This is a genomic window from Mycobacterium sp. NGS27 (genome assembly GCF_059813005.1).
On record NZ_JCALDT010000003.1, the window covers coordinates 126,551 to 145,984 of the forward strand.

General features: G+C 67.2%; 17 protein-coding genes. 8 read left to right on the forward strand and 9 right to left on the reverse strand.

The window, feature by feature from the left end; translation table 11 throughout:
* Positions 1–77 precede the first annotated feature (77 nt).
* The 3 genes from AC5Y30_RS09115 to AC5Y30_RS09125 all read right to left on the reverse strand — a co-directional run bounded on the left by AC5Y30_RS09115 (position 78) and on the right by AC5Y30_RS09125 (position 2,749).
* A complete protein-coding gene (locus AC5Y30_RS09115) occupies positions 78–1,082 on the reverse strand; it encodes an ABC transporter substrate-binding protein (protein WP_499917791.1) in 1,005 nt (334 codons plus the stop codon).
* Between the two features lie 57 nt (positions 1,083–1,139).
* Entirely contained in the window at positions 1,140–1,724 is a 585-nt protein-coding gene (locus tag AC5Y30_RS09120) for an acyl-CoA-like ligand-binding transcription factor (protein WP_499917792.1), read from the reverse strand.
* 71 nt (positions 1,725–1,795) lie between these two features.
* A complete protein-coding gene (locus tag AC5Y30_RS09125; protein ID WP_499917793.1) occupies positions 1,796–2,749 on the reverse strand; it encodes an alpha/beta fold hydrolase in 954 nt (317 codons plus the stop codon).
* A 309-nt stretch (positions 2,750–3,058) separates the two neighbouring features.
* Here AC5Y30_RS09125 and AC5Y30_RS09130 point away from each other — a divergent pair, with 309 nt between their 5' ends.
* On the forward strand, positions 3,059–4,453 hold the full coding sequence (locus AC5Y30_RS09130; RefSeq protein WP_499917794.1) for a NarK family nitrate/nitrite MFS transporter: 1,395 nt from the start codon (positions 3,059–3,061) through the stop codon (positions 4,451–4,453).
* Between the two features lie 13 nt (positions 4,454–4,466).
* On the opposite strand, the gene AC5Y30_RS09135 is transcribed toward AC5Y30_RS09130, so the two are convergent.
* Positions 4,467–5,750, reverse strand: a complete 1,284-nt coding sequence (locus tag AC5Y30_RS09135) for a DNA polymerase domain-containing protein (RefSeq protein ID WP_499917795.1) — start codon at positions 5,748–5,750, stop codon at positions 4,467–4,469.
* Positions 5,751–5,809: 59 nt separating this feature from the next.
* Here AC5Y30_RS09135 and fadD2 point away from each other — a divergent pair, with 59 nt between their 5' ends.
* Positions 5,810–7,489, forward strand: a complete 1,680-nt coding sequence (gene fadD2, locus AC5Y30_RS09140; RefSeq protein WP_499917796.1) for a long-chain-fatty-acid--CoA ligase FadD2 — start codon at positions 5,810–5,812, stop codon at positions 7,487–7,489.
* Positions 7,490–7,527: 38 nt separating this feature from the next.
* Here the strand turns inward: fadD2 and AC5Y30_RS09145 are convergent, their stop codons facing one another.
* The 4 genes from AC5Y30_RS09145 to AC5Y30_RS09160 form a co-directional block, all read right to left on the reverse strand.
* Entirely contained in the window at positions 7,528–7,887 is a 360-nt protein-coding gene (locus AC5Y30_RS09145; RefSeq protein ID WP_499918231.1) for an ATPase, read from the reverse strand.
* Positions 7,888–8,870: 983 nt separating this feature from the next.
* Complete coding sequence (locus AC5Y30_RS09150; protein ID WP_499917797.1) at positions 8,871–11,072, reverse strand: acyl-CoA dehydrogenase family protein; 2,202 nt, start codon at positions 11,070–11,072, stop codon at positions 8,871–8,873.
* A gap of 128 nt (positions 11,073–11,200) precedes the next feature.
* Complete coding sequence (locus AC5Y30_RS09155; protein WP_499917800.1) at positions 11,201–12,331, reverse strand: alpha/beta hydrolase family protein; 1,131 nt, start codon at positions 12,329–12,331, stop codon at positions 11,201–11,203.
* Positions 12,332–12,345: 14 nt separating this feature from the next.
* On the reverse strand, positions 12,346–12,981 hold the full coding sequence (locus AC5Y30_RS09160; RefSeq protein WP_499917801.1) for a TetR/AcrR family transcriptional regulator: 636 nt from the start codon (positions 12,979–12,981) through the stop codon (positions 12,346–12,348).
* 96 nt (positions 12,982–13,077) lie between these two features.
* Here AC5Y30_RS09160 and AC5Y30_RS09165 point away from each other — a divergent pair, with 96 nt between their 5' ends.
* Together AC5Y30_RS09165 and AC5Y30_RS09170 are read left to right on the forward strand one after the other, a co-directional pair.
* Positions 13,078–13,659: a VOC family protein gene (locus AC5Y30_RS09165; protein ID WP_499918232.1), complete on the forward strand. Its 582-nt coding sequence runs from the start codon at positions 13,078–13,080 to the stop codon at positions 13,657–13,659.
* 30 nt (positions 13,660–13,689) lie between these two features.
* A complete protein-coding gene (locus AC5Y30_RS09170) occupies positions 13,690–14,238 on the forward strand; it encodes a hypothetical protein (protein WP_499917802.1) in 549 nt (182 codons plus the stop codon).
* Between the two features lie 22 nt (positions 14,239–14,260).
* Here AC5Y30_RS09170 and AC5Y30_RS09175 read toward each other — a convergent pair whose 3' ends face one another.
* Entirely contained in the window at positions 14,261–14,908 is a 648-nt protein-coding gene (locus AC5Y30_RS09175; RefSeq protein ID WP_499917803.1) for a TetR/AcrR family transcriptional regulator, read from the reverse strand.
* A gap of 89 nt (positions 14,909–14,997) precedes the next feature.
* Here AC5Y30_RS09175 and AC5Y30_RS09180 point away from each other — a divergent pair, with 89 nt between their 5' ends.
* The 4 genes from AC5Y30_RS09180 to AC5Y30_RS09195 all read left to right on the forward strand — a co-directional run bounded on the left by AC5Y30_RS09180 (position 14,998) and on the right by AC5Y30_RS09195 (position 19,391).
* Positions 14,998–15,906, forward strand: coding sequence for an oxygenase MpaB family protein (locus AC5Y30_RS09180; RefSeq protein ID WP_499917804.1), 909 nt, complete (start codon positions 14,998–15,000; stop codon positions 15,904–15,906).
* Between the two features lie 92 nt (positions 15,907–15,998).
* Positions 15,999–17,579, forward strand: coding sequence for a PPE domain-containing protein (locus tag AC5Y30_RS09185; RefSeq protein WP_499917805.1), 1,581 nt, complete (start codon positions 15,999–16,001; stop codon positions 17,577–17,579).
* An 82-nt stretch (positions 17,580–17,661) separates the two neighbouring features.
* A complete protein-coding gene (locus tag AC5Y30_RS09190; RefSeq protein ID WP_499917806.1) occupies positions 17,662–18,654 on the forward strand; it encodes a permease in 993 nt (330 codons plus the stop codon).
* Positions 18,654–19,391, forward strand: a complete 738-nt coding sequence (locus AC5Y30_RS09195) for a TIGR03943 family putative permease subunit (RefSeq protein ID WP_499917807.1) — start codon at positions 18,654–18,656, stop codon at positions 19,389–19,391. Before AC5Y30_RS09190 ends, AC5Y30_RS09195 begins: the two co-directional genes overlap by 1 nt.
* The last annotated feature ends 43 nt before the right edge of the window (positions 19,392–19,434 follow it).

The following is a 19,434-nucleotide window of genomic DNA, read 5'->3' on the forward strand; positions in this document are numbered from 1 at the left end:
AGGGGTAGCGACGGATTTTCGAGCACTGCCAGAGCTGCCTTAGCAAACGCTCAAACAGCCGCGGCGAGCCCGGGTGGCTAGCCCAGAATCTTGGTCAGCAGCGGGGGCAGTTGGTCGGCGATGACGGGGTAGCTCAGCGGCGACGCGAACGCGATGGCGCCGGCCTGTTCCTTCGTGGTGAAGATGTGGCGATTCTGCGCGGTGGTGAGCGACCCGGCGACTTCGGGGTCGGCCAGGATCGCCTTCTGATCGTCCGGGCTCTGGGTCGTCCAGATCACCACGTCGGCGGACTCGAGCACCGCTTTGATGTGGTCGCGCGGAATCATGGCCCGCTGACCGGTGCCGAACGGCTTGATGGTGTCGGAGATGACCAGCCCCATCTGGTTCAGGAAATCCGTCCGCCAGCCCGCCATGGTGGCGGTGACGGTGCCCTGCTCCGGCGCGCCGTGCATCAGCAGCGCCTTCTTGCCGGTCCATTGTTGATTCTTCTTGCCGATGTCGGTGAACTTCTGGTCGACGCCGTCGACCGACGACTTCATCTGGTCGGCCTTGAAGACCGCCTGGCCGACGGTGGTTGCCTGTTCTTTCCACGGTTCGAAGAAGGCGTCGCCGTCCGACTGCGCGACGGTCGGGGCGATCGCGGACAGTTTCTGATACGTGTCGGCGTCCAGGCCGGCGTTGACGGCCACGATCAGGTCCGGTTTCAGGCCGGCGATCTGGTCGACGGGAACGCCGTTGTCCAGGTTCAGCACCGTCGGCTGCGCACCGCCGAGTTTGGGCGCGGCCCAGGGCCAGACCGCGAAGGGCTGGTCACCGAACCAGTTGGTCACCGCGATCGGCACCACGCCGACCGCCAGCAGGTCGTCCTGTTCGGTGTAGCCGGCGCTGACGACACGCTTGGGGGGTTCTTTAACGACGGTCTGACCGAACAGGTGGGTGACCGTCACCGATCCCGGGGTCGCTCCGGGGGCCGCACTGCGTGACGAGCATCCCGAGGAGAACGCGGTCGCACCGCCGATCGCGGCGACCCCGGCAGCACCTGCGAGCTGCAAGAATCCCCGTCGATTCCATCCCTGTCGCATCGCGTGAGAGTATCGCGTTCCGCCCGTTCAGATGCATCGCCGCGCGGTTGGGACCCGTCAGCCCAGCGGCATGCCGGCGTCCATGAAATCCAGGGCGCGATAGATCGTGTCGGCGGTCTTCGGCGCGCCGTCGAAAGCGGCCATCATGGCACCCGTCAACGCCCCCGCGAACACTCGGACTTCGAAATCGTCTGCGGCACGGCCGATCCGGTGCGCGATGGCCTCGGCGGCGACCGTCACGGTGCGGTAGTACTCGTCGTACATCGCGGCCTTGAGTTCGGGTATGGAGAACATCAGGCGTTGCCGGGTGCTCTCGAACTCGAGCTGGTCGTCGGGCAGCTGGGCGATGACGGCCTCGTAGGCCCGGCGGAAGGCCTGCGCCGGAGACAGGTCGCGCGGCTGGGCCTTCAACGCGTCGAGGATCAGCGGGTCGAGGTCGTCGGCCAGCAGCAGCGATTCCTTCGATCCGAAGTAGCGGAAGAAGGTGCTCGGCGACACGTCGGCCGCCTCAGCGATCTGTTCCACGGTGGTGGCGGCGTACCCGTTCTGCTCGATGAGGCGAAACGCCTCGCGCCTGATGGCGCGGCGGGTCTTGATCTTCTTGCGCTCCCGTAGCCCCGGGGGAGCCCCAGTCACCTGCATGCGCCGATTGTCGCGCATCGGCGCCTCGTCGTGGGCGCGCGTTGCGGAAGTACGCAGTCGCGGACAGTGAGTCACCGGTCTAGCTGCGCTTGTACGGTTTCGCCGGGTCGCGGCGCCGCGGTGGGCGTCGCCTGGGTGGCGAATGCGACCGCCGCGCGCACGGCCTTGGGGTTGCGCAGGATCCGGTAGTGCGCGAGGCGCCCAAGGCCGTGCGTGGCGGTCAGGCTTGCCCCCGGCCACGCTGAGGCCAAGTCCTCGCTCATCGCAAAGGGGCTGTCGGGGTCGTCGGGGTCGTGCAGGATCAGCAGCGGAGGCGGATCGTCGATGCACGAGGCCAGATGGGTCAGGTCGGAATGCAGCAACTGGAATCCCAGTCGGCGGTCGAGTCGGCGGTGCAGAGCGTCGCGGATGCGCGGGCCGAAGCCGTGCCGCTGCGCGAACCAGTCGAGGTAGAACGCGAAGCCGCCCATCGGTGCCAGGAAGACCAGGCGCTCCGCGCGTGCTCCCCAGGACAGCGCCAGTGCGGTGGCCTTGGCGCCCAGGGAGTGCGCAATGATCGCGTGCGCGGGCCCGTAGGCGTCCACCATGGCTTTCACCGCTTGGGCACATTCGCCGATCGTCGTGCGGCCGGGCGCCAATCCGCCGGGGTCGGATTCCTGGTGGCTGGGCAGGTCGAAGGCAATCACTCGATGGCCCGCCGCTAGCAGGGGTTTGACGAACACTCCGAGGTGCGCACGGCATCCGCCCCAGCCGTGTATCAGGTACACCGGCGGCCCCTGGCCCCAGGCTTCGCCGACGATTCTGTGACCGGACCATGACGCTTCCACAGGTTCACTGGCGCCCACGCCGGGCGGCATGCGGGCCGATGTCGTCTCGGGCGGTGTGCACCACAGTTCGATGGCCCAGCGCGCACCCAGTCGCGGGGCCGTCCGCTCCAGAATGCCGAATGCTCTGCGCACGCGCGGTGAGACGGGGGGTTCTAGACCCGATCCTTCGCCCACGCATGGGGCATCGAAATCGCTCATGAATGCAGTTCCTATCCGGGCCGTGGCAACGTCGGGTGCTCAGCCGGCCGCTTCCGGCACGGTCATAGTGTCGCGGTCGAGATCGCTGAGGACTCCGCGGGTGGTCGATTCGGCGGGATTCGGCGAAGAGCGACGCGACCTCCATCTTGCCCTGGATGCGTTGCGTTGCGGAGTTCTGACAAACGAAGCAGGGCCGTTGCGATTTCTGCGTATCGCCCACGTAACTGTGCACACCCCGGCCGGTAACAGGGCATCTCTAGCGTCGAGTCGTCACTGCCCGCGCCTCACGAAACTCAGGAGTCCCACCAGATGACCACGACCATCAGCCCCGTAACGCAGCCCGCGCCCACGCGCGAGCGTCATGCGGGACGGCACTGGATCGATGACTGGCGGCCCGAAGACCCCGACTTCTGGGAGACCACCGGCAAGCCGATCGCTCGCCGGAACCTGATCTTCTCGATCTTCGCCGAGCACGTCGGATTCAGCGTGTGGATGCTGTGGAGCATCGTGGTGGTTCACATGACCGCGGTCGGCGGACCCGGCCACCCCGCCGCGTCCGGGTGGGCGCTGACCGCCAGCCAGGCCCTGTGCCTGGTCGCCGTCCCCAGCGGCGTCGGGGCGTTCCTGAGATTGCCCTACACCTTCGCGGTTCCGCTGTTCGGCGGCCGCAACTGGACCACCATCTCGGCGGCGTTGCTGCTCATCCCGTGCCTGCTGCTGGCCTGGGCGGTGAGCCATCCGGGCCTGCCGTTCGGCGCCCTGGTGGTGATCGCCGCGACCGCCGGCTTCGGCGGCGGCAACTTCGCCTCGTCGATGGCCAACATCTCGTTCTTCTACCCGGAGAAAGACAAGGGCTGGGCGCTGGGCCTGAATGCGGCCGGCGGCAATATCGGCGTGGCGGTAGTGCAAAAGATCATTCCGCCCATCGTCATCGCCGGTGGTGGGATGGCGCTGTCGCGCGCCGGCCTGTGCTACGTGCCGCTGGCCGTCGTGGCCGCGGTCTGCGCGTTCCTGTTCATGAACAACCTCTCCGAGGCCAAGGCCGACGTGCGGCCGGTGCTGGAGTCGCTGCGGCACCCCGACACCTGGATCATGTCGCTGCTCTACATCGGCACCTTCGGGTCGTTCATCGGTTACTCGGCGGCCTTTCCCACCCTGCTGAAGACGGTTTTCGGGCGCGGTGACATCGCCCTGGCGTGGGCCTTCCTGGGTGCGGGCATCGGATCGGTCATCAGGCCCCTCGGCGGAAAGCTGGCCGACCGGATCGGCGGGGCCCGCATCACCGCCGCGAGCTTCGTGATGCTGGCGATCGGGGCGGGGGCCGCGTTGTGGTCGGTGCAGGCGGTCAACCTGCCGGCGTTCTTCGCCAGCTTCATGTTCCTGTTCGTGGCGACCGGCATCGGCAACGGCTCGACCTATCGGATGATTTCGCGGATCTTCAAGATCAAGGGCGAACTGGCCGGGGGCGATCCGGAGACCATGGTGGCCATGCGCCGCCAGGCCGCCGGGGCGCTGGGCGTCATCTCGGCGGTGGGTGCGTTCGGCGGGTTCGTGGTTCCGCTGGCGTACGCGTGGTCGAAGTCGCAGTTCGGCGGCATCGAACCGGCGCTGAGGTTCTACATCGTGTTCTTCCTCGGGCTGCTCGGCGTCACGTGGTACTGCTACCTGCGCAAGCACAACGCGGTTACGCGGGTGGGGATCTAGGCGAGGCCCGGCGTCAGGTCGACGGCTTCTGCTTTCCGCCGTATCCGTCCCAAGGGCTGTAGTCGGCGATCAGGTCTTCCTGGGGTGGCCGTTCGTCTCCCGGAACGTGCTGCAGGTTGATCCGGATCCGGTACCAGATCGAACTGGGCCCGCGCATCCCGTCGACCAGGACGTCGACCGGCTCGAGTCGGCGGGCCGCGGCGGGATAGCGGTCGCGCCAGACGTCCAGCGCCGCCAGCGCCTCGTCCTTCGTCTTGGTGCGGGCGATCTCGATCAGCGGCATCGTCGATTGCCGCCGGCCTGCCGCTCCGCTGCCGCGCGTGCCCGACCCCTTCGGAGCGCGTTCGGGCGGCCCCATCTCCTCGGCCAGCACCAGCAGCCGGTCGAGCTCGCCGACGGCGTCGTCCATTGCCTCCCACGGGTCGCCCAGTTCGGCAAACCGGTCGGGCACGGTGTCGATGGTGAACGCCGCGGGGTCGCAGCCGGCGACCTCGTCCCAGTGCAGCGGGGTCGAGACCCGGGCATCGGGCGTCGCCCGCACCGAGTACGCCGACGCGACCGTGCGGTCCTTCGCGTTCTGGTTGAAGTCGACGAACACCCCTTCGCGTTCTTCCTTCCACCAGCGGCTGGTCGCCGCCTCGGGCAGGCGCCGCTCGACTTCGCGGGCGACGGTCTGCGCGGCGAGCCGTACCTGGCGGAACTCCCAGCGCGGGGCGATGCGGGCGTAGATGTGGAAGCCGCGCGATCCCGACGTCTTCGGCCACGCCGTCAGGCCGTAGTCCTCCAGCACCTCACGGGCCACCAGCGCGACGTCGACGATGCGCCGCCAGGACACCCCGGGCATCGGGTCCAAGTCCACCCGCAGCTCGTCGGGGTGATCGAGGTCCTCGGCGAGCACCGGATGGGGGTTGAGGTCGACGCATCCCAGGTTGACCGCCCAGGCCAGCCCCGCCGCATCGTGGATCACCGCCTCGGCGGCGGAAGTGCCTCGGGCGTAACGCAGTTCGGCGACGTCGACCCAGTCCGGCCGTTTGACCGGTGCGCGCTTCTGGAACACCGCTTCCTCCGTGATGCCCTTGACGAAGCGCTTCAGGATCATCGGGCGGCCGGCCACGCCGCGCAGTGCGCCGTCGGCCACCGCCAGGTAATAGCGGACCAGGTCGAGCTTGGTGTACGGGCCAGCGGAGAATCCAGCGGATTCGCCGGCGCTCGCCGGGGGGAACACCACCTTGTCCGGGTGCGTGATGGTGACCTCGCGCCCGGCCACCTCCAGCGAAACCGGACCCATGTTCATCATCGTAAGTCGGTGGGTACTTACCCCTGGTAATGCGACGGACGTCACATAGGGTGGGATCCATGCCTAATCTGATCGGCCTGCCCGGGCAGGCGGTTTCCAAGGTTCAGCAATACGCGGAGCGCGGTCTAGCGGAGCTGCACTATGTCCGCAAAATTCTCGAAGCCGGGGGCTTTCCGCTGGAGCCTCCCCAGAACCTTGCCGCGATGGTCAGCGACATCCGCAAATGGGGCGAGATCGGGATGCTTCCTGCCCTGCACGCCCGGCGCACCCCGGACAAGGTGGCCATCATCGACGATGACGGCGAGTTGACGTGGAAGGAGCTCGACGACGCCGCCAACGCGGTTGCCCACGGCCTGCTGGACAAGGGCGTCAAAGGCGGCGACGGCGTCGCGATCCTGGCCCGCAACAGCCGCTGGTTTTCCATCGCCGAGTTCGGATGCGCCCGGGTCGGTGCTCGCATCATCCTGCTGAACAGTTCGTTCTCCGGGCCACAGATCAAGGAGGTGTCCGAGCGCGAGGACGCCAAGCTGATCATCTACGACGACGAATACTGCGAGGACGTCAGCAAGGCCGACCCGCCGCTGGGCAAGCTGCGGGCGCTGGGTACCAATCCCGACTCCGACAAGAAGTCGGGCAGCAAAGACGAGACACTTGCCGAGCTGATCGAACACAGCAGCGGCAAGCCCGCACCCAAGGCGGACAAGCATTCGTCGATCATCATCCTGACCAGCGGCACGACCGGCACCCCCAAGGGTGCGAACCGCAGCACCCCGCCGACCTTGGCACCCATCGGCGGCATCCTGTCGCATGTCCCGTTCAAGGCCGGCGAGGTGACGGCGCTTCCCGCGCCGATGTTCCACGCGCTGGGCTTCCTGCACGCCACCATCGGAGCGTTCCTGGGCTCGACGCTGGTGCTGCACCGAAAGTTCAAGCCGGACGTGGTGTTGAAGGACATCGCGAAGCACAAGACGACCGCGATCGTCGTCGTCCCGGTGATGTTGTCGCGGATGCTGGACGCCCTGGAGAAGATGGACGAGAAGCCCGATTTGTCTTGCCTGCGAATCGTTTTCGTCTCCGGTTCGGCGTTGAACGCCGATGTCGCCGAGCGGGGTCTCAAAGAGCTCGGGGACGTCATCTACAACATGTACGGCTCGACGGAGATCGCGTTTGCCACCATCGCCGAACCCAAGCACCTCAAGCACAACCCGTCGACGGCGGGACCGGTCGTCAAAGGCGTCAAGGTCAAGATCTACGACGAAAACGGCAAGGAGCTGCCGCAGGGCGAGGTCGGCCGCATCTTCGTCGGCAACGCCTTCCCGTTCGAGGGTTACACCGGCGGCGGCAAGAAGCAGATCATCGACGGGCTGTTGTCCTCGGGCGATGTCGGCTACTTCGACGAGCACAACCTGCTGTACATCAGCGGCCGCGACGACGAGATGATCGTGTCGGGCGGCGAGAACGTCTTCCCCGCGGAAGTCGAGGACTGCCTCAGCGGGCATCCCGAGGTGGTCGAGGCCACGGCGATCGGTGTGGAAGACAAGGAGTGGGGTCACCGCTTGCGCGCCTTCGTGGTCAAGAAGGACGGCTCCGACGTCGACGAGGACACCCTGAAGAAGCACGTGAAGGACCAGTTGGCCAAGTACAAGGTGCCTCGTGAGGTGGTCTTCCTCGACGAGTTGCCGCGTAACCCGACGGGCAAGATCCTCAAGCGCGAATTGCGCGAAATGGACGTCGAATAGCCCATTCGGGGGCGGCGGGCGTCCGTTCGTTGGGCGGGTTAGCGCCGGTCTTTGATGGCGCGGGTTATTTGCGCCGTGAGCTTGGGGTCGACCAGTAGTTGATCGATCAGCGCCGTGAGCACCTCTTGCCCGGTCACCCGGGCGACTCCCAGCCGGTCGGCGGCTTCACGCTGCCAGATGTCGAGTGCGCGGTGAGTGGCCGCCGCGAGGTCGACGGTTCGGCGCGTGCGCTGGGTGCGTCCCGGCTGGCCGGCCGGCGGCGGGCTGGCGATCCGCGGGCGGCCCTGCCCGAGACTGAGACGTTCGGTGGGGGCGGCGTCCCCGGAGGGCCCGTTGGCCGAGTTAGGCGCGCGAAAGGCCCCAACGCCGGGTCCGCTGTGGCCGCTGTTGAAGTTCACTTCGGTGTCTTCCTCCGTGAGTGCCAATCAGTAAATCAGCGCTCGGTGCCGTTGTGTCAATACTGATTCTGTCACCGACGCCGGCGTAAGTCGCGTCGCCGGGCGCCTACGTTCCGGTCACGAGCCGCGCGGGCCGGGGACTCTGCTGCATGCGCGGCGGCACCTCAGCACCGCACGTTACGAAAGTAGCTGTTTGCTCGGCAACCATTAAATCGGCGCGGCCAATGACACGGTTGGCTATTTTTCGAAATACCGCCGAATCAACGCATCCGTCGATACGGAAAGCCTGAAATCAGTGAACACGTAGTCCGCAGATCAGTACCTCAGTAAACCTTTTGTGCGCTGCGTAAATCGAGTTTTTGATGCCAGAACGCGTCAGTATTCGAGGACAAGTTAAATTGCACGAATGCGTAAATCATATTGCCGAATATCGAAAGCTGTTGCGTGATTGTTATCTAATTCACAGTCAAAAAAGACAAATCTGCCTTGTTTGCCGGAAAACGCGCAACTAACGTTTTAATCAGCGATAGCGAGTGGTTGGAAGGAATGACTTCGATGATCTCCCGGCGATCATTGCGCGGCGCGGCCGCAGGTGCCATAGGTGCCGGAGCTGTGGCCGGCGCGCTGCTTTTTTGCGGCGCGCCCACGGCTCAGGCCGGCCCGGCGTCCGCACCCACCACGAGCTTCGCCAGTGCTGGGCCGCACAGCGGACCGGGCTTCATCCCCGATCGCCCCGGCGGTCGCGGATGGGGCGGCCATGATGGTCGGGGAAATGGCAATGGGGGGCACGGCAACTGGAGCCGTGGCGGTGGCTACTGGGGCCCCCAGCACTGGTGGAACTGGTGGTGGTAACCACCATCTCCGCGCGGTAACGGCCCTCGCCGACACGCCAACCCTCGGGATGGCCGACCGCGTCCGGGGAACCATGCCGGCCTGACCTAGTCAGGTCGGCATGGCCCTGTTTTGGGGCTTTGTGCGACGTTTTACGGGTCCCGGGGCAGGCCAAGCAGCCGTTCGGCGATGATGTTCAGCTGTACCTCGGAGGTGCCGCCGTAAATGGTGGTGGCGCGGCTGGCCAACAGGTATTCGCCCCATTTGCCGGGTAGCTGGCCGGGGTCGCCGATCGCGGCATCGGTGCCGAACGACGAGACCGCGAACTCGGCGTAACCCTGGCCGGTACGCATGGACAGCAGCTTGGAGATCGCCGCCGACGGCATGGCGTCCCCACCGGCCAGCGTCAACAGCGTCGAACGCAGGTTGAGCACCTTGGCCGCATGGCCCTCGGCAATCAATTGGCCCGCCCGATGCTGGGCGATCTGGTCGAAGTGGCCGTCGCGAACGAACTCGACGAACTGGGGCAGGGTGGCCAGGAAGTTCGCGTCGCTGCTGCCGATCGACACCCGCTCCGCGGTCAGCGTGTTGCGGCTGACCTCCCAGCCCCGGTCGACCTCGCCGAGCACGCACCCGTCGGGCACGAACACGTCGTCGATGTAGACGGTGTTGAACATCGCGTTGCCGGTGAGCTCGCGTAGCGGCGTGACCGTCACGCCTTCACTTTTCATGTCCAGCAGGAAGTACGTGATGCCATTGTGTTTCGGGGCGCTCGGGTCCGTCCTGGCCAGCAGCGCACCCCACTGCGAGTACTGCGCGGCGGTGGTCCAGATCTTCTGACCGGTGATGCGCCAGCCGCCGTCGGTCCGGGTGGCCTTGGTGGAGAGGCCGGCCAGATCCGACCCGGCGCCGGGTTCGGAAAACAGCTGGCACCAGATCATCTCGCCGCGGAAGGTCGGCGGCAGGAACCGTTGCTTTTGCTCGTCGGTCCCGAACGCGACGATCGACGGAATGATCCACGCGGCGATGCCGACCTGCGGCCGCTTCACCCGCCCGGCGGTGAACTCCTGGGCGATGATGATCTGCTCCACCGGGCTGGCGGCGCGGCCCCACGGCTTCGGGAGATAGGGCAGCACCCAGCCGCCCTCGGCGAGGGCGACCTTGCGCTGCTCGCGCTCGATCTCCTTGAGCGCGGCGACCTCGGCCCGGATCTCCGCCCGCAACTTCTCGGTGTCGGGGTCGAGGTCGATGTCCACCGGACGCATGCCGGTGGTGGTCGCGGTGTCGACGACTTTCTGTGGGTAGTCCGAACTGCGGCCGAAGGAGGCCGCCAGCATCAGCGCCCGGCGGTAGTAGACGTTCGTGTCGTGTTCCCAGGTGAAGCCGATCCCGCCGTGCACCTGAATGCAGTCCTGGGCGCACCGCTGGGCGGCCGCGGGCGCCAGCGTCGCCGCCACCGCGGCGGCGAAGGCGACGTGCGAACCCGCTGTGTCCCAGCCGTTTTCGCGCGCCTCGTCGATAGCGCGGGCGGCATCCCACACGGCCGCGGTGGCCCGCTCGGTGTCGGCGATCGTCTCGGCGCACTTGTGCTTGATCGCCTGGAACTGACCGATCGGGCGGCCGAACTGTTCGCGAATCTTGGCGTAGTGGGACGCCGTGTCGGTCGCCCAGCGGGCCACGCCGATGGCCTCCGCGGACAGCAGCGTGGTCATCAGCGCGTGCGCGGTCGCCATGCTCAGGTTGGTCAGCACGACGTCGTCAGCGACCTCGACGGCGTTGGCTCGCACATCGGCGATGGGGCGCAGCGGGTCCAGGCTTTTCACCGGCTCGATCTCGAGCTGGTCGGCGCGCAGCACCACCCACGCCTCGCCGCTGTCGATCGCAACGGGCAGCACGAGCAGCGAGGCCTGCGCCGCGGCGGGGACGGCACGGACCTCGCCGCGGATCACCAGTGAGTCACCGTGCCGGGTGGCGGTCAGCGCGCAGCAATTCAGGCCGTAGGCGGCGATTTCGGCGCCCGATGCCAGCTCGGAGAGCACCTTCGCGTCCGGGTCGTGCGCGGAGATCAGGGCACTGGCGATCGCCGACGGCACGAACGGGCCCGGCACCGCCCCGTAACCGAATTCGGCCAGCACGATGGCCAACTCGAGGATGCCAAAGCCCTGCCCGCCGACGGATTCGGCGAGATGAACGCCCTGCAAGCCCTGGTCGGCGGCGGCCTGCCAGTACGGCGGGGGGTTCTCGAGGGGCGTCTCCATGGCCGCGTGCAACGTCTCCGACGGCGCGACGCGCGTCACCAGTGATCGCACGGAATCGGCCAGGTCTTGATGCTCGGGATTTATCGCGATCGGCATTGGTCGCCTTCCGTTGCTGCAGGAGGCCGCGTCGGCCACGTACCTTCCAAGCTAACAACCAGTCGGTTGGTTGACGAGATGGGCCAGGGCGTCTTTCGCGCAGGCGCCGGCGACATGGTCGAGACGTGTCAGCGCCATCGCTTGCTGATCCATTGCGCGATGGTGTCGGCTTGCTCGCTGCGTGCGCCCGGGGTGGTGAAGTAGTGGTCGGTGTCCACCGACGCCTGCGATTTGTCGGTGCCGGCGAGTGCGTCGAAAATGCGCCGGGCGTCGGAGGGAAACACTCCGGTGTCGGCTTCGGCGTTGATCACCAAGGCGGGACAGGTGATTCGGGCAAGGTGCGGTTCGGCGCGGGTTTGCGCCACCCGCAGGCTCCACATGCCCAGCCAGTTGCGCAGCGTGCAGGCCGCCGCGATCCCTTGCGCCGAGCGGTTGGCCTTGGCCGGGACGCCCGCGTAGCACATGTTGGGTTGCCGTTTGGTGGGCTCGATGCCGGCGTCGACCATGCGGGGATCGGCCCAGGTCCGCATCACGGAAAAGGGGCGATCGGAAAACCCCGCCGCGCGAACACGTTTGAGCTCCGTTTCGGCCCAGTCGGTGATCGCGTGATTGCGCGCGGCCTGCGCGGTGCGGTAGCGGGCGAGAAATTCCGGCGAGTAGGGCGGGCCGTTGCGCTCGTTGAACAGGTCGAGGTCGGCGTCGGTGGCGACGGGGTCGTTCTCGTCGACGACGGCGGCGTCCATCCAGGCGGTGAGCACCTCGGGACGCCCGGGATGGGCGGCGGTGGCCACGTAGCCGTCGGCGGGCGGCAATTCGGTCAGCCCGGCCGCCGGACGCATTCCGTCCAGCGGGGTGACGTTCGGTTCGACGGCCTGTGACTGGTACGCGGCCATCAGCGAGCCGCCACCCGAATTTCCCAACAGCACAACTGTATCCACGCCCTGAACGTCACGCAGCCAGCGCACGCCGACGCCGATGTCGACCAGGGCGTGGTCGAGCAGAAAGCTGCTTTCGAAGCCGCGGAACCTGGTGTTCCAGCCCAGAAACCCGACGCCGCGAGTGGCCATGTAGTCGGCGAGGTAGTGCTCGGAGAAGTCGATCTGGTAGTGCGTGGCGATCATCGCCACTTTGGGTTTGCGTCCGACCCCCCGGTGATACAGACCCTGGCACGGGTGCCCGCCCGCGCCCGCGCGCCCCGCGGTGGGGGACGGCAGCCCGACGAATTCGCGGATCACTCCGGCACCGGTGCGACGAGTCAATTCAGCGGTCCCCCTCACGCATAGATGGCTCGGTAGTAGATGTTGGCCAGGGTTTGGATGCAGGCCCGATCATCGGGTTCCGCCGCGCGGGTCCCACCGAGCTGCAGGTAGCAGAACTGGTTGAACATCGCCACGATGGCCTCGGCGAGCAGCCGCGGATCGTCGTCGAGGCAATAGCCCTGAGCCTGGGCGCGTCGGACCGAATCGGCTATGAATGATATTGGTATTTCACAGATTTCGGCCCAGTATCGGGCGAAGTCGTCGTTGATCATCGCCAGCTGCGACACGCTGATCACCTCGGCGAGCCGATTGCGGTAGGTGTGCCAGTGCGCCGAAGCGGCGGCGTGCGCGCGCTCCCGATCGGACAAACCATGCCCGGTCACCGAGAGCGCGCGCTCGTTGGCCTCGTCCCGGAAGCGCAGCGCCCACTGACGCACCATCGCCTCTTTGGAGTCGTAGTAGTTGTAGAACGACGCCGCCGACCGGCCGGCCTCGGCGGCGATGTCGGCGATGGTCGTGGCCAGGACGCCCTTGCGCGCGATGACGGTCCGGGCGGCCGTATCGATGGCCGCCCGCGTGCGCCTGCCCCGAACGGTGGGAAGCTCGGCGGGCCGGCCGCCCCGGCCGGCGGTGGACGCCGCGGTCGACACCTGCGCACCTCCCTGGGCTAAAACTGAAACTGATGTTAGATTCAGATTTGGATCTTGGCCAGGATCGTCAAGCCGGGGACCGAGGGGAGCCACCAGATGATCAAGCCGCACAACACCAACACGGAATTCGAACTCGGCGGGATCAACCATGTCGCCCTGGTGTGTTCGGACATGGCGAAAACGGTGGACTTCTACAGCAATATCCTCGGCATGCCGCTGATCAAATCGCTGGATCTACCGGGCGGGGCGGGTCAGCATTTCTTCTTCGACGCCGGCAACGGCGACTGCGTCGCATTCTTCTGGTTCGCCGACGCCCCCGACCGGGTGCCTGGCATCTCGTCGCCGGGCGCCATCCCGGGCATCGGCGATATCACCAGCGCCGTCAGCACCATGAACCACTTGGCCTTCCACGTGCCACCCGAGAAGTTCGACGCCTACCGTCAGCTCCTCAAGGACAAAGGGGTGCGGGTCGGGCCCGTGCTCAACCACGACGAGAGCCCCATGCAGGTGTCCGCGACCGTCCATCCCGGCGTCTACGTGCGCTCGTTCTACTTCCAGGACCCGGACGGCATTACCCTTGAATTCGCTTGCTGGGTAAAGGAATTCGCCAGCGATGATGCCAAGGCGGTGCCCAGGACCGCCGCCGAGCGCCGGCCCCCGGTGGGTGCGGCGCACTGATCCGACCGGGCCGAGCCGGAGGGTGTTTTGATGACCGACGGCATTCTGACCGACGCGCAGATCGCGGCGCTCACGCCCCAGCAGCGCCGGGACCTGATCACCAGGCTGGAGCAGCCGCTCGGTGACGTGATCGACCCGGACTTCCTGGCGCGGGTGCGGCGCATCCGGTTGAGCCTGATGATCGGTGGCTCCATGGCGATGGTGCCGTGGCTGGGCTACCTGTCGGTGACGCTGCCCGAGAACTACGTCGCGCACAACTGGCCCATCACCTGGATCGGTTTCGACGTGCTGCTGGTCGGGTTCATGTTGACCACGGCGGCGCTCGGGTACCTGCGCCGTCAGCTGCTGGTGCTCGCCGCGTTCACGACGGGGGTCCTGCTGATCTGCGACGCCTGGTTCGACCTGATGACCGCTGGGCCCAAGGACATCTGGCTGTCGGTGATCACGGCGGTGCTGATCGAGGTGCCGCTGGCGATCTTCTTGATCACCAGCGCGGTGCGCATCATGCGGCTCACCATGATGCGGTTGTGGCTGCTGCATCCCGGCATGCGGCTCTGGGATTTACCGCTGTTCCCGTGATCCGGTGACTTGGCGGCGAGCTCTATGCGTCCGCACGTGTTTCGATGAGGCGGTACAGGTTTGGCTCGGCGAGCTCGTCGAGCAGCGCCGCCAGCTGATCGACGAGCTGGTCCGGCTCCAGTTGGACGTCACCTGCCAGCCAGGCGCTGATGGTTTGTCCCACGCCGCCGACCACGAAATGCGCTGCGGCTTTGATGCGTTCGTTCGCCGGAACTTGCAGCGCCTGGCCGACGTGTTGACCGGACAGCATGGCGAACAGCGCGCTGGACTCCGCGCGTTTGCGCACGACCACCGGATCGGCCAGCTGCGTGCTGAACAGCAGCCGCCCCACGCGCGAGTCTTCGGTGATGGTGCGCACGATGTTCGCCATGCCGGCGCGGGTTTGCTCATCGGCCGGCACCGCGGCGACCGCCGCCTGAGTGGTGGCGGCCAACTCGGCGACAACCCAGTCGAAGACGCGGGCGACGAACTCGTCCTTGTCGGCGAAGCTCTCATAGAAGTACCTGGCGGCCAGACCGGCGCTGCGGCACACGCCGCGGACGGTGACCGCCGAGATGTTCTGCCGCTCCGCCCCGAGCAGGTCCAGGCCCGCGGCGAGCAGCCGGTTGCGGCGGGTGGCCAGGCGCTCAGCGGCCTCGACCCCGCGATACGGCCGCACGCTCTCGCTCATGGAAACCATCTTGACACTTACGCCCGGCCGCGACAATATCAGGAAACAAGCGTTCGCACATTAGCGACGCGCTGCGGGAGGACCTGACCATGGCAATTCACGAACCGGTGCACCAACCGGTTGGGCACGTCGAGCGCAGAGTCACCGACCCGCCCCGCGCCCGGCGGCGCAGGCGGGGACGACTGCTGGGTATCGACGAGGGCTTGATGGGAGTCGCACTGCTGGCCGGCCCGGCGAACGTGATCATGCAATTGGCGCAACCCGGCGTCGGATACGGCGTAATGGAGAGCCGCGTCGAAAGTGGTCGGGTCGACCTGCACCCCATCAAACGCGCCCGCACGACCTTCACCTACCTGGCCGTGGCGACCAATGGCACCGATGCCCAGAAGGACGCGTTCCGCCGGGCGGTGAACCGCGCCCATGCGCAGGTGTACTCCACCGCGGCAAGCCCGGTGTCCTACAACGCCTTCGATCCCGCGTTGCAGCTATGGGTGGGGGCCTGCCTGTACAAGGGCGGCGTCGACATCTACCGCATGTTCATCGGTGAACTCGAGGGCGAGGAGGCCGACCGTCACTACCGCGAGGGCATGACACTGGCCACCACTTTGCAGGTGCCGCCGGAGATGTGGCCCGCCGACCGTGCGGCGTTCGACCGTTATTGGGAAGAGTCGCTGGCCAAGGTGCACATTGACGACGCCGTGCGTGAGTACCTGTTTCCCATTGCCGCCAACCGGATTCGGGGCGTTCGACTGCCCCGTGGGCTGCAGCGCCGCTCCGACAGCTTCGCGCTGCTGATCACCACGGGCTTCTTGCCGCAGCGGTTTCGTGACGAGATGCGGCTGCCCTGGGACGCAACCAAGCAACGCCGCTTCGACAGGTTGATCGCCGTACTGGCCGCGGTGAACCGGTATCTACCGCGGTTCATCCGGCAGTTCCCGTTCAACATCCTGCTGCACGACCTGGACCGCAGGATCAAGAAGGGCCGCCCGCTCGTGTGACGGCGCAAGCCGGCAGGCCCGGCTGCTTGAAAACGATAATCATATTCATTAAGCTCCTCACCCTGGTAACCCTTCCAGCCTGAGGAGTGCCTATGACGGCGCCAATTTGGATGGCCTCGCCGCCCGAACTGCATTCCGCGCTGCTCAGCAGCGGCCCCGGACCCGGGCCATTGCTGGCCGCGGCCAGTGCGTGGTCGCAACTGAGCGCCGAATATGCCTCTGCCGCAAACGAATTGAGCACATTACTGGCGGGGGTGCAGACCGGTGCATGGCAGGGGCCCACGAGCGAGTCCTATGCTGCCGCGCACGCGCCGTACCTGGCCTGGTTGGCGAAATCGAGCGCCGACAGCGCCACGGCCGCCGGTCAGCACGAGGTGGCCGCTGCGGCCTACACGGCAGCCCTGACGGCCATGCCCACGCTGGCGGAACTGGCCACCAACCACGTTGTGCACGGAGTCCTGCTGGCGACGAACTTCTTCGGCGTCAACACAATACCCATCGCCGTCAACGAGGCCGACTATGCGCGAATGTGGACCCAGGCGGCCACCACCATGTCCACCTATCAAGCGGTGAGCACCGCGGCCGTCGCGTCGACACCGCAACCCGATCCGGCCCCACCGATCGTGAAATCCGATGCCTCGAACGATGATTCGGGGAGCCCGTTTCACGATCCCAAGATCGACAATCCGCTCAACGACTTCATCGCGAAGATCCTGAAAAACTTCGGGATCGACTGGGACCCCGCCGAGGGCACGGTGAACGGGCTGGACTACGACGCCTATACCAACGCCGCGGACCCCATCTTCTGGGTGGTGCGCGCCCTGGAACTGCTGGAGGATTTCGAGCAGTTCGGTTACTACCTGGTGCACAATCCCGCCTTGGCCTTCCAGTATCTGGTTCAGCTGGCGCTGTTCGACTGGCCGACGCACATCCTCGAGATCTTCACCAGCATGCCGGAGTTGCTGGCCCCCGCCCTGCTGCTCGCGGCCGCTCCCTTCGGCGCCGTCGGCGGGTTCGCCGGCTTGGCCGGCTTGGCGGCCATACCCCAACCGGCGGTCGTCCCGGCGCCCATGCCGATCCCACCCCCGGCGCCCCCCGCCCTGCCCGCCGTCGCAATGGCCCCGAGCTCCGTTACGACCGCTGCGGCACCTGCCTCGGCCCCGGCGCCCGCGCCCACCCCTACCGCAAACACCGTGGCCAGTGCGCCACCGGCAGCGCCGGCCCCGGTCACACCCGGAGCGGGGTTCTTTCCGCCCTACGTCATCGGCCCCCCGGGGATGGGAACGGGCTCGGGCATGAGCGCGAGCGCCGGCACAAGCGCGAAAAGGAAAGCACCCGAACCGGATAGCGCCGCAGCGGTGGCGGCCGCGGCCGCGCGGCAAGCCGCCCGGGCGCGCCGGCGTCGGCGCGCGACACAAAGCGGGGACGAGTTCATGGATATGAACGTCGATGTCGACCCCGACTGGGGCGCGTCACTGGCGTCCGGCAGGGGCGCCGGCACACTGGGCTTCGCCGGGACCGCCCGCCGGGACATGGCCGCCGCGGCCGCCGGATTGACCACACTGGCCGGTGACGAATACGGCGGCGGCCCGACGCTGCCGATGATGCCGGGCACCTGGAGCACCGAGGGCGCCGGCGACCGGGCGCCGCGCAGCGATGAAGGGAACGAGTAGCGCCCGTGACGACGGGTCGACCATCGCGGCCTGGCGAATCGTCCCGAAACCCCTTGTTGGTGCGCGCTGAGATAATGACCCGGTGGAGACGCTGAAGTCCGGGCGCCGGTTACGCGTCGGGTCGATGGAAGTGCTGGTCGCCCTTCTGTTGGCCTGCGCGTTGGCCGCCACGACCCTGCGCAACGCGGTGTTCAACAGCGCGGCGCTCTCGACGGTGGGCACCGTGTTCTGCGGAGTCTTCGTGCAGGCGATCCCCTTCCTGGTGCTCGGTGTCGTAATCAGCGGATTGATCGCGGTGTTTGTGTCGCCGCAGCGGCTGGCGAGCTGGTTGCCACGCCGGCCGGCGTTGGCGGTGGTGGCGGCCGGCCTCGGTGGCGTCGCGCTACCGGGGTGTGAATGCGGGTCAGTTCCGTTGGCGCGCAGGTTGTTCGGCGAAGGCGGGGCAACCGGAGCCGCGGCGTTGACGTTCATGCTGGCCGCGCCGGCGATCAACCCGGTCGTCCTGGTCGCCACGGCGGTGGCGTTCCCGGGCGAACCCCGCATGGTCTTCGCCCGCATGGGGGCGTCGCTGCTGACCGCGGTCGTCATGGGCTGGGCGTGGTCGCGGTGGGGCCGCGCGGAATGGATCACCCGCCGGTTGCCCGCCGGGGGAATCCGGACCGAACCGCGGTGGATGGCCTTCGTCGAGGCGGCCCGTCACGACTTTCTGCAGGCCGCATCGTATTTGGTGCTCGGCGCTGCCGCAGCGGCGTTGCTTCACGTCGCGATGCCGCAGTGGGTGTTCACGCATCTGGCGACTGACCTGGTGCTGGGCGTCGCGGCGATGGCAGCCCTGGCGGTGGTGCTCGCGTTGTGTTCGGAGGCCGACGCGTTCGTGGCCGCCAGCATGACGATGGTGCCGCTGGTGCCCCGGCTCGTGTTTCTGGTCGTCGGGCCGGCCGTCGATGTCAAATTGTTCGCCATGCAGGCGGGCATGTTCGGCCGCGCGTTCGCCGCGCGCTTTGCGCCGTGCACCTTCCTGGTGGCCACCGCAAGCGCCTGCGCGATCGGGCTTTTCGTCCTGGGCGCCCGGTGATGAGCCGCGAAGCCGAGAACACCGTGCTGCTCCTGGTGGGCATCAGCATCGCCATGATCACCGTGTCCGGCGTGTTCACCCGCTACGTCAAACCCGGGCTGTTGCCATGGTTGATCGGATCAGCGGTGGTACTCATCGGTCTGGCGCTGATCGCGATCATCGGTGACATTCGTCGCGGCGGGCCGCGAGTCGGTGACGCAACCGGTGATCAGGGCCACGAGCATTCCCATCGGACCGGCATCGCCTGGTTGCTGGTGGTCGCCGTCCTGGTGCTGATGTTCGTGGCGCCACCGGCGCTTCGGCCCTCGGCCGCCGCCCCATCCGTGACATCGGTATCCAATGATGTTCTGAATAGGGCATTTCCGCCGCTGCCGCCCGGGCCTTCTCCAGAGGTCTCGCTCCCCGAGGTGCTGATGCGCGAAGCGCACGACTCGACCGGATCGTTGACGAACCGGTCGATCACCATGACCGGCTTCGTATTGAACGAGGCCCAGGGCGTCGACCTCGGTCGCATCGTCATCATCTGCTGTGCGGCCGACGCTCAGCTGGCGCGCATTCACCTGCGCGGACCGGCCGCCGGCGCCGCGGCCGGCCTGCCGGACAACACCTGGCTGCGGGTCCAGGGGCAGGTCATACCCGCTCCGCGACAACCGAATTCGCCGGCGATTCCGATACTGCAGGCCACCTCGGTCACCCGCATCGACGCCCCGCCCAACCCCTATGCCTACCCGCATTGAGCGATCAGTTGCATCGGCTCACGGCTGTCCCCGCGGGGGTGGG